19 protein-coding genes are annotated in these 13,544 nt (G+C 59.0%); 6 read left to right on the top strand and 13 right to left on the bottom strand.

The annotated features are described in order from the left end of the window. Together ACE3SE_RS17750 and ACE3SE_RS17745 are read left to right on the top strand one after the other, a co-directional pair. On the top strand, positions 1–347 hold a 347-nt coding region (locus tag ACE3SE_RS17750), incomplete at its 5' end, for a hypothetical protein (protein WP_374557226.1). Between the two features lie 88 nt (positions 348–435). Beyond that, positions 436–1,245, top strand: coding sequence for a trypsin-like serine peptidase (locus ACE3SE_RS17745; RefSeq protein WP_374557224.1), 810 nt, complete (start codon positions 436–438; stop codon positions 1,243–1,245). A gap of 51 nt (positions 1,246–1,296) precedes the next feature. Here the strand turns inward: ACE3SE_RS17745 and rph are convergent, their stop codons facing one another. The 3 genes from rph to ACE3SE_RS17730 form a co-directional block, all read right to left on the bottom strand. Next, positions 1,297–2,013, bottom strand: a complete 717-nt coding sequence (rph, locus tag ACE3SE_RS17740; RefSeq protein WP_045846821.1) for a ribonuclease PH — start codon at positions 2,011–2,013, stop codon at positions 1,297–1,299. 77 nt (positions 2,014–2,090) lie between these two features. Continuing rightward, a complete protein-coding gene (locus ACE3SE_RS17735) occupies positions 2,091–2,963 on the bottom strand; it encodes a PP2C family protein-serine/threonine phosphatase (RefSeq protein WP_374557222.1) in 873 nt (290 codons plus the stop codon). Positions 2,964–2,973: 10 nt separating this feature from the next. Further along, complete coding sequence (locus ACE3SE_RS17730; protein WP_045846819.1) at positions 2,974–3,942, bottom strand: serine/threonine-protein kinase; 969 nt, start codon at positions 3,940–3,942, stop codon at positions 2,974–2,976. A 101-nt stretch (positions 3,943–4,043) separates the two neighbouring features. Here ACE3SE_RS17730 and ACE3SE_RS17725 point away from each other — a divergent pair, with 101 nt between their 5' ends. The 3 genes from ACE3SE_RS17725 (at position 4,044) to ACE3SE_RS17715 (ending at position 6,372) form a co-directional block, all read left to right on the top strand. After that, complete coding sequence (locus tag ACE3SE_RS17725; protein ID WP_062786467.1) at positions 4,044–4,910, top strand: YicC/YloC family endoribonuclease; 867 nt, start codon at positions 4,044–4,046, stop codon at positions 4,908–4,910. Between the two features lie 168 nt (positions 4,911–5,078). Beyond that, a complete protein-coding gene (locus ACE3SE_RS17720) occupies positions 5,079–5,711 on the top strand; it encodes a hypothetical protein (protein WP_374557219.1) in 633 nt (210 codons plus the stop codon). A gap of 127 nt (positions 5,712–5,838) precedes the next feature. Beyond that, the gene (locus tag ACE3SE_RS17715) at positions 5,839–6,372 is read left to right on the top strand and encodes a hypothetical protein (protein WP_374557217.1); all 534 of its coding nucleotides are present in this window, start codon (positions 5,839–5,841) and stop codon (positions 6,370–6,372) included. Here ACE3SE_RS17715 and ACE3SE_RS17710 read toward each other — a convergent pair. After that, a complete protein-coding gene (locus tag ACE3SE_RS17710; RefSeq protein WP_131355917.1) occupies positions 6,356–6,595 on the bottom strand; it encodes a hypothetical protein in 240 nt (79 codons plus the stop codon). The genes ACE3SE_RS17715 and ACE3SE_RS17710 overlap by 17 nt on opposite strands. Before the next feature lie 264 nt (positions 6,596–6,859). On the opposite strand from ACE3SE_RS17710, the gene ACE3SE_RS17705 reads away from it, so the two are divergent. Continuing rightward, entirely contained in the window at positions 6,860–7,153 is a 294-nt protein-coding gene (locus ACE3SE_RS17705; RefSeq protein WP_045846826.1) for a DUF1272 domain-containing protein, read from the top strand. A gap of 43 nt (positions 7,154–7,196) precedes the next feature. Here ACE3SE_RS17705 and ACE3SE_RS17700 read toward each other — a convergent pair whose 3' ends face one another. The 9 genes from ACE3SE_RS17700 to ACE3SE_RS17660 all read right to left on the bottom strand — a co-directional run bounded on the left by ACE3SE_RS17700 (position 7,197) and on the right by ACE3SE_RS17660 (position 13,503). Next, positions 7,197–8,063: an NAD(P)-dependent oxidoreductase gene (locus ACE3SE_RS17700; RefSeq protein ID WP_374557214.1), complete on the bottom strand. Its 867-nt coding sequence runs from the start codon at positions 8,061–8,063 to the stop codon at positions 7,197–7,199. Between the two features lie 123 nt (positions 8,064–8,186). Beyond that, positions 8,187–8,519, bottom strand: a complete 333-nt coding sequence (locus tag ACE3SE_RS17695) for an EscU/YscU/HrcU family type III secretion system export apparatus switch protein (RefSeq protein ID WP_045846814.1) — start codon at positions 8,517–8,519, stop codon at positions 8,187–8,189. After that, positions 8,497–9,552 (bottom strand): flagellar hook-length control protein FliK, encoded by a 1,056-nt coding sequence (fliK, locus tag ACE3SE_RS17690; protein ID WP_045846813.1) that lies wholly within the window; start codon positions 9,550–9,552, stop codon positions 8,497–8,499. The genes ACE3SE_RS17695 and fliK overlap by 23 nt, the downstream gene beginning before the upstream one ends. Further along, positions 9,549–9,905 carry a DUF2802 domain-containing protein gene (locus ACE3SE_RS17685; RefSeq protein WP_045846812.1) on the bottom strand — a complete coding sequence of 119 codons (357 nt, stop codon included), beginning with the start codon at positions 9,903–9,905 and terminating at the stop codon, positions 9,549–9,551. Before ACE3SE_RS17685 ends, fliK begins: the two co-directional genes overlap by 4 nt. 67 nt (positions 9,906–9,972) lie before the next feature. Then, complete coding sequence (locus ACE3SE_RS17680) at positions 9,973–10,287, bottom strand: hypothetical protein (protein ID WP_374557211.1); 315 nt, start codon at positions 10,285–10,287, stop codon at positions 9,973–9,975. Between the two features lie 20 nt (positions 10,288–10,307). Beyond that, positions 10,308–10,736, bottom strand: coding sequence for a flagellar export chaperone FliS (gene fliS / locus ACE3SE_RS17675; RefSeq protein ID WP_052694002.1), 429 nt, complete (start codon positions 10,734–10,736; stop codon positions 10,308–10,310). A 24-nt stretch (positions 10,737–10,760) separates the two neighbouring features. Continuing rightward, a complete protein-coding gene (gene fliD / locus ACE3SE_RS17670; RefSeq protein ID WP_374557209.1) occupies positions 10,761–12,119 on the bottom strand; it encodes a flagellar filament capping protein FliD in 1,359 nt (452 codons plus the stop codon). Between the two features lie 37 nt (positions 12,120–12,156). After that, complete coding sequence (locus tag ACE3SE_RS17665) at positions 12,157–12,582, bottom strand: flagellar protein FlaG (RefSeq protein WP_374557207.1); 426 nt, start codon at positions 12,580–12,582, stop codon at positions 12,157–12,159. Between the two features lie 78 nt (positions 12,583–12,660). Next, positions 12,661–13,503 carry a flagellin N-terminal helical domain-containing protein gene (locus ACE3SE_RS17660; protein ID WP_045846808.1) on the bottom strand — a complete coding sequence of 281 codons (843 nt, stop codon included), beginning with the start codon at positions 13,501–13,503 and terminating at the stop codon, positions 12,661–12,663. Positions 13,504–13,544: the final 41 nt, after the last annotated feature.

The following is a 13,544-nucleotide window of genomic DNA, read 5'->3' as shown; positions in this document are numbered from 1 at the left end:
CTCACAAAAAGCACGCTAAAAAGCACGCTGCCAAGAAAGTAGACGCTTCCGCTCAAAAAGCCCAAGCTGCTGCTTCCGCTGCTGACGCTTCCGCTCCGGCCAAGAAAGCTCACAAAAAGCACGCTAAAAAGCACGCTGCCAAGAAAGTAGACGCTTCCGCTCAGAAAGCCCAAGCTGCTGCTTCCGCTGCTGACGCTTCCGCTCCGGCCAAGAAGCACGCTGCCAAAAAGCACCACGCTAAAAAGCACGCTGCCAAGAAAGCCGACGCTTCCGCTCAGAAAGCCCAAGCTGCTGAAGCTTCCGCTCCGGCAAAAAAGGCTAAAAAAGCCGCTTCCGCTGCCAAGTAATTCGCACGGATACGACAGCTGACCCAGGTTGGCTGTGAGTCTTACCTTCGGGGCGCTTCGGCGCCCCGATTGCATTGGAACCCACCCTATGTTGCGCACTACCCTGCTTGCCCTGAGTCTTTGTTTGCTCCCCCTGGCTGCACAGGCCAAACCCACGGCCGAACAACTGGTGTTGTTTTTCGGCAAGGATGATCGCGTCAAGACCGACCCGGACAGCGGCGTGTGGCAGGCTGTCGGGCAGCTGGAAACCAAGAGCCATCTGGTGTGCACTGCCACGCTGGTGGCAGAGGATGTGGTGGTGACCGCCGGGCATTGCTTCATCAACAAGCATGGGCGTTTCGACCCGGCCATCAGCTTTACGGTTGGCCTGGCCGGTAATGAATACAGCGAGCAAAGCGCCATCCGCGAAGTGCAGGTAGACAAGACTTTTCTGGCCGGGCTGGAGCATCGTCCGGACGGTACTTATATTCCCAAGAAAATCGCCGGGCGCGATTTTGCCTTTGTCCGGCTCAGCCAGCCGCTGGGCCGCAGCCGCGGGGTGATTCCGGTATTTGCCGGCGACAGCCAGGCGCTGAAACAGCAGCTGCAAGGCATCCACAACACGGTCACCAACGGCGGTTATCCGCTGGATGACCTCACCCACCTGCTGGTTCACAATAATTGCCAAGCGACCGGCCTACTGGCCGATGGCCGCCTGACCCACCGCTGCGACACGCTGGAAGGCAACAGCGGTTCGCCCATTCTGGCAAGCATCAATGGCCGCATGACGCTGATCGGCATCCAGAGCTCGGCCCCGGTGGCTGCGCGCCGCCGCAAAGAAGACAATATGGCGCTGTCCAGCCCGGTGTTCTACCAGCAGCTGCAGCAGTTCATCCAGCAAGGCCGTACCCGGAAATGACAACAGGGGCAAAAGCCCCTGTCGAACATAGCGCCAGCGTCTGTTACTGGCTTACAGGTCGAGCGCCTGTCGTTGCAGGGCGATCAGTTCGCTGATGCCTTTTTTGGCCAGGCGCATCATGGCGGCCATTTCTTCCTCGCTGAACGGCTCGCCTTCGGCGGTGCCTTGCACTTCGACAAAGCGGCCATTGCCGGTCATCACCACATTCATGTCGGTTTCGCAGTCGGAATCTTCCAGATAATCCAGATCCAGTACCACTTCCCCCTGGTGAATGCCCACGGAAATGGCGGCCACGAAATCGCGCAGCGGGCTTTGTGTCAGCTTGCCCTGGGCAATCAGGCCGCTGATGGCATCATGCAGTGCGACAAAAGCACCGGTGATGCTGGCAGTACGGGTGCCGCCATCCGCCTGAATCACGTCGCAGTCGATCTGGATCTGGCGTTCGCCCAGTTTTTCCATATCCACCACCGCACGCAGCGAACGGCCGATCAGACGCTGGATTTCCTGAGTGCGGCCGCTTTGCTTGCCTGCGGCTGATTCGCGCCGCATGCGACTGCCGGTAGAGCGTGGCAGCATGCCGTATTCCGCCGTCACCCAGCCCTTGCCCTTGCCTTTCAGAAAACCCGGTACAGACTCTTCCACGCTGGCCGTGCAAATGACTTTGGTATCGCCGAATTCAACCAGTACCGAGCCCTCGGCATGCTTGGTGTAATGGCGGGTAAGACGAACGGTACGCAAGGCGTCGTTATTTCGTTGAGAAGGTCGCATCTTCGGTGTCCTGTATGAAACAAAAACAGGTGATCTCCTGCGACATCACCTGTCTGATGAAAATTCGTAAGGCGGCCTCAGTCTGGTTTGCTACCCAGGATTTCCTGATGCATCAGCTCCAGATTGGGGTCGAGAATCTGGCGGCCGGCATAACGCGGCGGCGTGACCAGCGTATCGAGCGTATCGGGCTTGCCCCCCAGTTCGGCACCATCATCCAGCAAGGTTACTGCCACGGCGGACAAGTTATCGCCATTGCTGCCGGCGCGACGCTCGGCCACATTCATCAGGGCCGGCATCACCTGGCCTACCGCCCGGCCGATGAACACCTTCTCCATCTCGCTATCGCTGATCTGCGACCACAGGCCGTCAGTACACAGCAGCACCGAACAACCGGGCTGCAGCAACTGCTTTTCGCCAATGTCGATATCCGGATCGGTAGTGGCACCCAGGCAGTTGTAGATCTTGTTGCGCTCAGGATGGGTTCGCGCCCCCTCTTCGGTCAGCTTGCCCTGGTCGATCAGGCGCTGGACCTGTGAGTGGTCGCGCGAGCGCAAGCGCATGCCCTGCTTGCCGTCCAGCAGATAGAGCCGCGAGTCGCCCACATGGCACCAGTGCAACATGCCCTGCTGGATGATGGCGGCCACTACCGTGGTACTGGGAATTTCCGGCAGGCGGTGATCTGCCGCATAGTCCAGAATGGCCTGATGCGTGGAGCTGATGGCATTCACCAGAAAGCGGTTGGGATGGGACAGACTGGGCGTTGCCTGCTGGTAAAACAGCTCGCTCATCAGGTCGATGGTGATTTGTGCGGCCACCTCGCCTTGCAAGTGTCCACCCATGCCATCGGCCACCACCAGCATTACCGCCTCGCGCGAGTGGGCAATGACCTGGCGGTCCTGATTGTAGGAGCGGCCCCCGATGCGGCTTTCCTGATACAGGGATAATTTCATCGCATGCTCCTCAGGAAGAACGGCCGCCGGCCAGGCCCTTGATCCAGCCTACCAGCCGCTTGGCCGCCACGGCGGGCTCCGGCATCGGTTCGGGTTGGCTGTAACTGGTATCCAGCAAACTTTTTTGTATGGCCAATACGGTGGAAGGACGGGCATCCGGTGCCAGGTTGAGGCATTGGTCGGTCAATTCGAGCAACTCTTTGGAATAATAGTGGCGAAACAGCTTGCTGGCCGGTACCAGTTTGTCCGCTTGCAGGCGCTGCTGGGCAGCCTGCGGGGTGCTGCCACCCATGCAGACATACAGGCAGGCTCCGACGGCGTAGATATCGGTCCACGGGCCAAGCGGCTGGTCTTTTTCATATTGTTCCGGCGCAGCAAAGCCGGGGGTGTACATGGAGGCGAAATGCTTGTCGCGCCGCGACAGGGTTTGTCGGGCTGCGCCGAAATCCAGCAGCAGCGGATAGCCGCTGCGGCGCAGGTAGATATTGGCCGGCTTGATGTCCAGGTGCAGCAGGCGGTGCAAATGCACTTCGCGCAGGCCGGACAGCAAGGCAGCAAACCATTTGCGTATCCGGCGCTCTTCCAGGCGCCCGCCGGTCAGTTCCAGCTCGCGCCCCAGCGAGCGGCCATCGGCATATTCCATCACCATGTAAACGGTCTGGTTGGCACGGAAAAAATTGCTCACGTGCACCACGCTCTTGTGGCTGATTTCCGCCAGGATACGGCCTTCTTCAAAAAAGCATTTCAGGCCCAGATTGAATGCGTCACGGTCCAGTTCGTGCGGAACCGTCACCATGCCCTCTTCATCCCGCTGGGCCAGGTTGCGCGGCAGGTATTCCTTGATGGCGTATTTGCGGTCTGCATCGTCCAGCGCCAGGTAAACGACGCTGAAACCACCGACAGAGAGCTGGCGGACAATGGTGTACTCGGCCAGGCGATAACCTACCGGCAAGGCAGTCAGTTGGCTGGATTGAGTCATGACATGGCAGTTGCTATAGTATTCGTTGGCCCGGAATTGAGCATTCACAGCAATTCGGGCCCTGTTCTGAATTTTAATGACACCACAAGCGGGGGCCCACAATGATCCTAAGTATGACAGGCTTTGCATCCATCAGCAGAGACTTTCCCGGCGGTTTGCTCAGCCTGGAAGTCCGTGCAGTGAATCACCGGTATCTTGATGTCCAGATGCGCCTGCCCGAAGAATTGCGCATCATCGAGCCACAGCTGCGTGAGATGGTGGCATCCCGCGTCAGCCGTGGCAAGCTGGAATGTCGCGTCGGTCTCAATCAGCTGGAGGCCGACAATCCGACACTGGAACTGAACAGCGACTTCCTGGCCAGCCTGCTGCAAGTGGCCGCCCAGGTTGAACAGCAAGCGCCTCAGGCCAAGGGCCTGTCTGTGGGCGAGCTGCTGCGCTGGCCAGGCATTCTCAAAACCAACACCCTGGCACCGGAAGTCCTGCAGCAACTGTGCCTGCAAAGCCTGACCACCGCCCTGGAGGACTTCAATGCCTCCCGCGCGCGGGAAGGTGAAAAGCTCAAGCAGATCCTGCACGACCGCGTTGCCGCGATGGAGGGCATCATTGCCACCATCAAGCCCAAGCTGCCCCTGATTCTGGATGCCTACATGAACAAGCTGTCCAGCCGCCTGCAAGATGCGCTGGGCAATGTGGAAGATGACCGCATCAAGCAGGAATTCGCCCTGTTTGCCCAGAAGATTGACGTGGATGAAGAGCTGTCCCGCCTGACCACCCACCTGAGCGAAGTCAAACGCATCCTCAAGGCGGGCGGCCAGACCGGCAAACGACTGGATTTCCTGATGCAGGAACTGAACCGTGAAGCCAACACGCTGGGTTCCAAGTCGGTTTCCACCGAAACCACCCAGGCATCCGTCGAGCTGAAGGTGCTGATCGAGCAGATGCGCGAGCAGATCCAGAACATCGAGTAAAGCAGCGTCTGCTGCCACGCGCTGGCAGTAAATCAAGCCAAGCCCCGCCAGCCGGGGCTTTTTTGCGCGGTTTTTCCGCCGCGGCAGCCTTACCTTTCTTTACCTGCCAGGCCGGCAACGCGTGCTGCCCCAGCCCTTAGAATGCGCACTGGCATACAGGGAGGCATCATGCGGGAACAATGGTTGATGATGGCGGCAGCGCTCAGCATGACGGGCTGCAGCTATGGCGACATGCTGGACACCATTCCGGCAGATCGGCATCAGCCCTATGTTCCCGGCCTGTCACGGCAGGCTGTCCGGTTAGCGGTTTCCCCGACAGAGCAGCGCTTCCTGCAGGCCGAAGGCTGCCAGCAATGCCGTGCAGCCGACCAGTTCCATCGCTTCATCCATGACGACCCGGCGGTGCGCAAATCGCGTTTGCCGCGCAACCCCTTATTGGCCAGTGATGCCGGTGATGCAAAACGTCAGTGGGTGGATGAAGCCCGTACCGCCGTGTATTTCTCCCGGCACATCCGGCTGGCTGACGGGCAAAGCCTGTTCCAGCTGATCAGCCAATGCAGCAATGGTTGGGACAATCCGGCCACCGTCGCCACCTTCAGGCACCCGGCGGGAACAGAAGCCGGGTTTGACATCGAATACCTGATACGCTTCAAGAAATACGGTCAGCCCATCGCCTTGGAAGTACGGGCGGCCTTCCTGCGTCAGGGGGCACTGATCATTGCCAACAGCAGCTTTGCCGAAGCACTGCTCAATGCCCCGGACTTCATGCAGCAATACCAGTTACGCTGCTGGCAGGATTAGCCAGGCCCGGTGCACGGCCTGGTTTGCATTTATTTACTTCTTCGCGCCGGTCTGCGCGGCACGCCAGCGTCTGGGGCACGTTAAGATGCGGGCATCATTCATGCCTCGCTGGCGGACCCTGCCTGTAATGCTGCACTTCTCTTTTCCGACATCCGTCCCTTCACCCGGCCGCCTGGCCATACTGGCCTGCCTGTTGCTGTGCACGGCCTTGTTGCCCTCCTGCACCACGACTGACTATACGATGTTCGAATACCGCAATGGCAGCAAGATCATCGACGGCGAAGGCGGCAGCAAACGCACCGTGGACGGGGTGGAAATCTGGGATGCTGGCGACCCGCCACACCGTTACCGCATCATGGGCATGATACGGGTGAGCGATTACGACATGGCCTATGTCAACACCACCATGCTGCATGCCCTTGCCCAGCAGGTCAGGCGCTCTGGCGGCTCGGCCGCCATTCTGCTCAACAGCCATGGCGGCATGCGCAGCGCGATAGACAGCATGACCTGGCATGAACGTCTGGGCACACCGCAGGAAAATGGCTATCGCATTCTGCGGGCGCTGGTGGTGCAATACCTGCCGGACCAGGCAGCCACGCCCTTGGCAGCATCCGCTCCGCAAACCAGCAAACCGGCCAAAGCACTCAAGGCGGTTCGCTAAGCTGCTTGACCAGCAAATCCGCCGCCACGCTGTCAAACTGCGGGTCTTGCTGATGGGCACACAGTGCAGCGCCAACGGCAATCAGGCGTTGCAGCTCAGTCACCGTCAGCTTGCCGGCAATGGCCACCAGTGCCTGCGCCAGCATCAAGGGAATGGACGTCAGGCTGACCGGCTCGGCTGGCGGGTGCTGGCGCATCAGGTTGAGGATATCAATGGCATCCATGTCGCTCTCCTGCGGACCTGTCATCAGGTCATGAGCAGTTAGAGTGGCAGAGCGGAGCGCCGTTCCGGGCCTGCATGCACTGTGCCTCAGCAAGCGTGTTCCTGTTTGGCCTGATGTCCGGTGGCCTGATGTGGCGGATCCTGGCCTTACGCCAGCCTGCGGCCGTCAACATGGCGCAATCCGGCGGTGATGATGGCTGTATTTGCCCTGTGCAGCCGGGTAGAGGGCTGGCAAGCTGGCCTCTATCATTCCCGGGAGCCAACCATGCTGGAACTACGTCCGAATTGCGAACATTGCGGCTGCGCCCTGCCCGCCGACTCGCCGCTGGCGCGTATCTGCTCGTTTGAGTGCACCTTCTGTGCCGACTGCGTGGCACTGCTACAGCATGCCTGCCCCAACTGTGGCGGCAACTTTGTACCACGACCGATACGCCCCGCCACCGATACACGACATGGCAATGACTTGCAGCATTACCCTGCTGCCACTACCAGACGCTATCGCCCGGTGGACGTGGCCGCCCATCAGCAGTGGCTGGCGCAACAGCAGCAGCCGGAATAAAAAAGCCCGCACGGTGGCGGGCTCGAGATGTCACGGCAGGCAATCAGTTTTGCTGCCAGATCAGACGGGCAATGGCTGAAGAATCCAGCTCGCCCTCGCCTTGCTCAACCAGTTGGCCGATCAGGCCGGCCACACGCTCGGCCTCGGGCAAACGGATGCCCAGTTGTTGCGCGGTATCCAGCACAATGCCCATGTCTTTCAGGTGCAAGTGCGCCTTGAAGCCCGGCACATAATTGTCATCAATCATGCGCTGACCGTGGATATCCAGCACACGGCTCTGGGCAAAGCCACCCAGCAGGGCTTCACGCACCGGAGCCGGGTCCACCCCGCAGGCCTTGGCCAGCTTCATCACTTCGGCCACTGCAGCCACTCCCACACCAACCGCAATCTGGTTGCATGCCTTGGCCACCTGACCGGCACCGGAGTCACCGATGTGGGTAATGGTCTTGCCCATGGCTTCCAGTACCGGGCGAACCTTGTCCAGCGCCGCAGCCTTGCCGCCCACCATGATGGTGAGGGTGCCGTTGACCGCCCCCACCTGACCGCCGGATACCGGGCAATCCAGGAAGTCGACACCGTGCTCGGCCAGTTGCCGGGAGATATCGCGCGCACCGATCGGCGAGATGGTGCTCATGTCCACGCAAACCAGACCGGCAGCCGCGCCATGTACCGCGCCTTGTTCGCCCAGCAATACCTGCACTACATCCTTGGTGTCGGAAACATTGGTGATCAGTACATCAACCTGTGCGGCAAGCTGCGCCGGGCTGTCTGCCCAGGTGGCCCCGGCTTCCAGTGCGGCGTTTGCCTTTTGCTGCTGACGCGACCACACCGACACGGCATGACCGGCTTTCAGCAGATTCAAAACACAGGGCAATCCCATGATGCCCAGCCCGATATAACCGACTTTCATATCTACTCCAGCAGTGTGCAGGGGGAAAGCATAAGATTACCGCAAAGCCGGGGGGCATGGCAGCGCTTTTGACGACAGACAAGGGCTGCCAGCATGAGGAGAGGATTTCAGCAACAGGGATGGTCAGGACTTGCTTTTACGGCTAGCCAGCCAGGATTCAAACTCGAAGTCGGCACCGGTGGCCTTGTTTTCCAGGAAGTAAACAAAAGCCAGGATTTCGGCCACCGCGCGGTAAAGCTCTTCCGGAATGTGGCGGTCCAGATCCACCTGCATCAGCAGGGAAACCAGCTCCGGGGAGTCGTGCACAAACACGCCGGCATCCTTGGCCCGGTCGATGATGCGCTCGGCCAGCTGGCCATAACCCTTGGCCACCACGGTCGGCGAGCGCTGACCTTCGCGGTAAGCCAGCGCAACCGCTGATTTGCGGCCTTCTTCAGTCTTGGGTGACTGTGCCATTTTTCACCACCAGGTTGGCCAGGGTCAGCCCGGCTGCCGCCATGCCGGTTTGCAATTGCTCTGCATGTTGCTGGATCAGCCCGCTGGCTTCGTCTTCCTCGGCCACAAAGGAAACCTGCACATTCTGCCCCACCAGGCGCACACGCGCCGCCACACCACCCAAGGCTGGCAGCTTGAGCGACAGGGAGGTACTCCACACCCCGACTTCATCCGCCCCCAGGCTGCCGGTACGTTCGTTGGTGTGTTCCTGTTGTATTTGCAGCTGCATGGGCTGGCCAGGCCAGGCATAGCCATTCAGTTGCAGTTGCTGGTTTTCCACGATGTCCAGCTGGCGTTGCACCAGATTGGCCAGTTCGGGCGCCACCGTGCGCGGGCTCAGGCTGCTGGCACTGGCGGTGTTACTGCGGCTGTCGTGGCTGGCCAGATCCTCATTGAGCTTGCTGAGCAAGCGGGATTGCGGTTCCTGTTGTACCTGGGACAGGTTATGGCGTCCGTCCAGCCATTCCTTGAGGTGCGATTCATAAAACAGGCCGCTCTGGCTGACGTTGTTCTTGAGGGTTTGCGCTGTCTCGGCAGGTTGCTGTTTGGCAACGTCCAGACTCAGGTCTGTCGCCGGCAAACCGGGCTTGCTGGTTTGCAGCATGCCGGTCAGGTATTTGGATGCCGGGCTGAGCTGTACTTCAACCGATCCGTCCTGTGCTGCCTCGCTTGTTTGCTCCTGCAAGGCAAAGCTGAGGGTCGGAGCCAGCGTGGCCACCTTGAGCGACAGGTTGTTGCCGCTTACCGTCATGCCTTGCGGCACGATCAGGTTGAACAGGCTGTTCTTGATCAGTACCGACAGCTGCTGGCCATTATCCTTGCTGTCCACCACCTGGGCACTGACCTGCTCGCCCAGCATCAGCGGGGGGAGCTTGGCAGGTACAACACTGGCATCCAGCAGTGCCCGTCCGCCCTCCAGCAGCAGGCGTACCGAAGAGACCGTTTGCGGCGCAAGGGTTCCTGTAGCAGCGGTGGTGGGCAGGGATGGAATCATGAGGTGGAATTGTTCCGGTAGAGGGAAATGATCAACTCGGCCTCACTGCGTGAAATGCCACACTGGCTGGCTACCTCGGAGGCCGGAATGCCTTGCTTGATCATCTCGATAGCCTGGTTGTAAGGGCTGAGGCTGGCAGGCTCGCTGCGCGATTGCTGTTCCAGCCGCGCCATCAGGCGTGACAAATCGCGCTGCAAAGTGCTGATTTGCTGCTGCTGCTGATCCAGATACATGGCCGTCAGGCTATCGCGACGGTTTTCCAGCAACTGCAAGCGCCAATACAGATAGCCGCAGACTGTGCACAAACCCAACAGCAAGACCACGACGATATAGAAAAAGAGCGAACCGGACATGATAGGACCCCTCACGCAGCACTTTTTCTAAGTGTATGGTGAAACCGGCCGTAACCCAAGCCGCTCATTACGATGTATAGGTCTTGAGCAATCGGCTGTTCTGACTGACTGTCTGCATTTCCTCCCGCATCTGCGCAATCCACTCGCTGATGCGTTGCTGCACGACCTGACGCTGGGCAATGACCTGTTCCAGTTGCAGCTTTTCAGACTGGGCAAGCTGGGCCAGATCGCTGCGGGAAGACATGAAGGCAGCCAGTTCTGCTTCTTGCTGTTCGGCCAGACGAATCACCAGCTCGAAATCGCGTGCATCACAGGCTGCCAGTGCTTGTGACAGCGTTTGCAACATGGTGCCGATTTGCTCAGACCGGGTCTGCGTGCGCATGTCCTGGGCTCCGCGCAGCATCAGTAGGCATTACTGGCCGCACTTGCGGACATGCTGGATCGGTTCAGCTCTTGCCAGGCAGGCAGGATGGTTTCCAGCAGCCGGCGGACTTCGGCCAGGATTTCCAGGTCATTCTTGAGGTTGGCAATGCTCATCCGCTGCTTCATGTAGATGTACAGGTCGTTCAGATTATTGGCGGCGTCGCTGCCTTGCTGCAAATCCAGCGACTCGCGCAGGCCATCAATGATGTCGATGGTTTTGGAAACCAGGCGCGCCTTTTCATCATAACGCTGGGCTTCAATGGCATAACCCGCCTGGTTGATGGCCTTGATGGCACCTTCATAGAGCAGCACCACCAGGCCCACCGGGCTGGCCCCATAGACGGCAGCTTTCAGGGCATCGTCTTCATATGCCTTGTTGAACTGCTTGAGCATTTTGGAATTCAGCATGATTGTTTACCGTTTGGTTCTGTCCTAGGCCAGCAGGTTGGCCAGATTGCTGGTCGATTGCTGCATTTTCGACAATACGGCGTTCAACGCTGTGTATTGCTGGGTATACATGGTCTGGCGTGCCGACAATTTGGCACTCAGACTGGTTTGCAAGCTGGTTTCCGATGTAATCAGGCTGTTGATGGAGGTCTTGCTGGTTTCAATCACCCCGTTCGGGCCTAGCAGATCATTCACCGCCGCACTCAGTCTATCGCCAAAACCGGTACTGCTGGTATTGCCGAACAGGTTGGCCACCGCAGTAGGATTGGCACTGAGTGCCTTGTTGAAGGCGGTCTGGTCCAGCTTGAGCGTGCCATCCTTCTGGATGGAAATACCGGCCTGCGACAGGTAGGCATAGGATGTGGTGGCATCCACACCCGGCACCTGGGTGCTGAGAATGCTGGTGAGCTTTTGCTGGATGGCCAGCACCGAGGCATTGGCCTTCAGGCTGCCGGAACGTGCAGAGTCTACCGCAGATTTCACCTGATTGTAGGCGTCGACAAAACTTTGCAGCGAACTGGTGATGCCGCTGCTGTCCGAGGTCATGGTAATGGTGGACTGGCCCAGCTTGGTGATGTCCACATTGGCCCCGGAGATGACATTGGTCAGGTGGTTGCTGCCCGAGGATACACTGACCCCGTTGACGGTGAGCAAGGCATCGGCAGCCGCAGCGGATTCGCTGGCAGCCGTGGCACTCTGGCTCAGACCGGCCAGTGTCGAACCGGAGGTGGAACCGGAATCGGTACCACCGGCCTTGATGGTGAAAGCATTGTCACTACCGGAGTTGGAGGACGCGAGCACCAGCTTGTACTGGCCGTTATTCTGCACCACCGAGGCACTGAGCCCGGCACCGCTCTGGTTGATACGGTCAGAGATGGACTGCAGGCTGACAGTGTCACTGGCGTTGGGCGTCAGGTTGATGACGGTATCCTTGCCGGCTACCGTGAGCGTCAAGGAAGTTGGTGCACCGGCCAGCGTGGCCTTGGGGTCGGTAATGGCACTGCCGCCAAACTGGTCGAACACCAGTTGGCGCGACTTGGCCAGCTGTGTCACGTTCAAGGCATAGCTGCCGGCCGTACCACCGCTTGTGGTGGTGACACTGGCAATGCTGGTATCGGTGGAACTGGCTTTGAATTGCTGCAGGAAGGCACCGGTGGACATCTTGCCAGACACGGACTGCAGGTTGGACAAGGCCGAGCTGATCTGACCGATCGAACTCAGTTGGGTATTGTATTTGCTGGAGCGCTGCTGGCTGGCTTGCAAAGGCTGCTGCTCAATGGTCATCAGCTGGCTGACGATAGACTGGACATCCAGCGTGCCGACACTAGTCGTGATTGAAGCCATCTGGCATTACCTCCCTTGCATGCGAGCGCTGCCGGACTCAGGCCTTGTCCTTGAGCAGCAAGCCCTTGAAATCGTCAATCGCCTTGGCAATGCGGATTGCATCTTCAGACGGGATCTGCCTGATGACCTGATGCGTGTCCTGATCCACCACCTTGACGACCTGGATGTTGGTTTCCTTGTCGACCGAGAACTCCAGCTGGCTGGAATACAGCTTGGCCACATCGTTCAGTTGCTTGACCGAGTTTTGCAACTCCAGTGGATCCGGCTTTTTCTGCTGAGTTCCGTCATTGGTGGCATTTTGTGCCTGGCTTTGGCCTACGGCAACTACGCCACCCGGGGTATTGGGTGTGACCGAACTGGCGGTGGCATCAGCAGTATTTCCCTGAGTCAGCTGATTTTGCTGACGCGCCGTCGGCGTAGCCGTCAGCGGAAGGACAGGGTTGTTCGTAGATGATATTTGCATGGCAACGACTCCCGGACAAACGGCCCCGGTCAGCATGCTGACCGAGGCCGGCTCTTCAGCTTAGGCTATTACTGTAGCTTACTGCAGCAGAGTCAGAGCGGACTGGGACAGGGAGTTAGCCTGTTTCAGGATGGAAGTACCGGCCTGTTGCAGAATCTGGTTCTTGGTCAGGTTGGCAGTTTCCGACGCGAAGTCCACGTCCACGATACGGCTGTTGGCTGCTGTCAGGTTGGTTACGTAGTTTTGCAGGTTGGCAACCACAGCATCAAAACGGTTTTGTACGGCACCGAAGGTGGAACGGATGTTCGATACGGTACCGATGTCAGCGTCCAGAGCCGACAGCTGGGCCTGGGCACCGGTCTGGGTCAATACGTTGATGGTCGCACTGTTGGTCAGCGAAGAGTTGTACGAGGACAACTGGGTGGTCAGGTCAGATGCCGATACCGATACAGTGTTGTCGGTCGAACCGGACGAACCCACCTGGAAAGTCAGGGTATTACCACCAGACAGCAGCTTGGTGCCGTTGAACTGGGTGGTTTGTACGATACGCGAAATTTCCTGGGTCAGCTGGTCAACTTCTTTTTGCAGCTGCGAACGGTTGGTGTCGCTAACCGAGCCGTTGGCGGACTGGGTGGCGATTTCACGGATACGTTGCAGGTTGTTACCGATCTGGCCCAGCGCACCTTCAGCCGTCTGGCCTACGGAAGTACCGTCGTTGGCGTTACGGATGGCCTGGTTGTTACCGCGAATGGCGGCAGTCAGGGTCTGGGAAATGGCCAGACCGGCAGCATCATCCTTGGCACTGTTTACGCGCAGACCGGAGGACAGGCGTTGCAGAGACAGGTTGAGCGAAGAGCTGGAGTTGCTCAGGTTGTTCTGTGCGGTGAGCGACGCAATATTGGTGTTGACGGTAAGTGCCATGATGATTCTCCTTAGAGCATTCGGGGGGGCGACTGTGTGGG

Source organism: Aquitalea pelogenes (genome assembly GCF_041914625.1).
GTDB classification, from domain to species: domain Bacteria; phylum Pseudomonadota; class Gammaproteobacteria; order Burkholderiales; family Chromobacteriaceae; genus Aquitalea; species Aquitalea pelogenes.
Note: the sequence above shows the minus strand (reverse complement) of the source record. Positions and strands in the feature narration are given on the sequence as shown.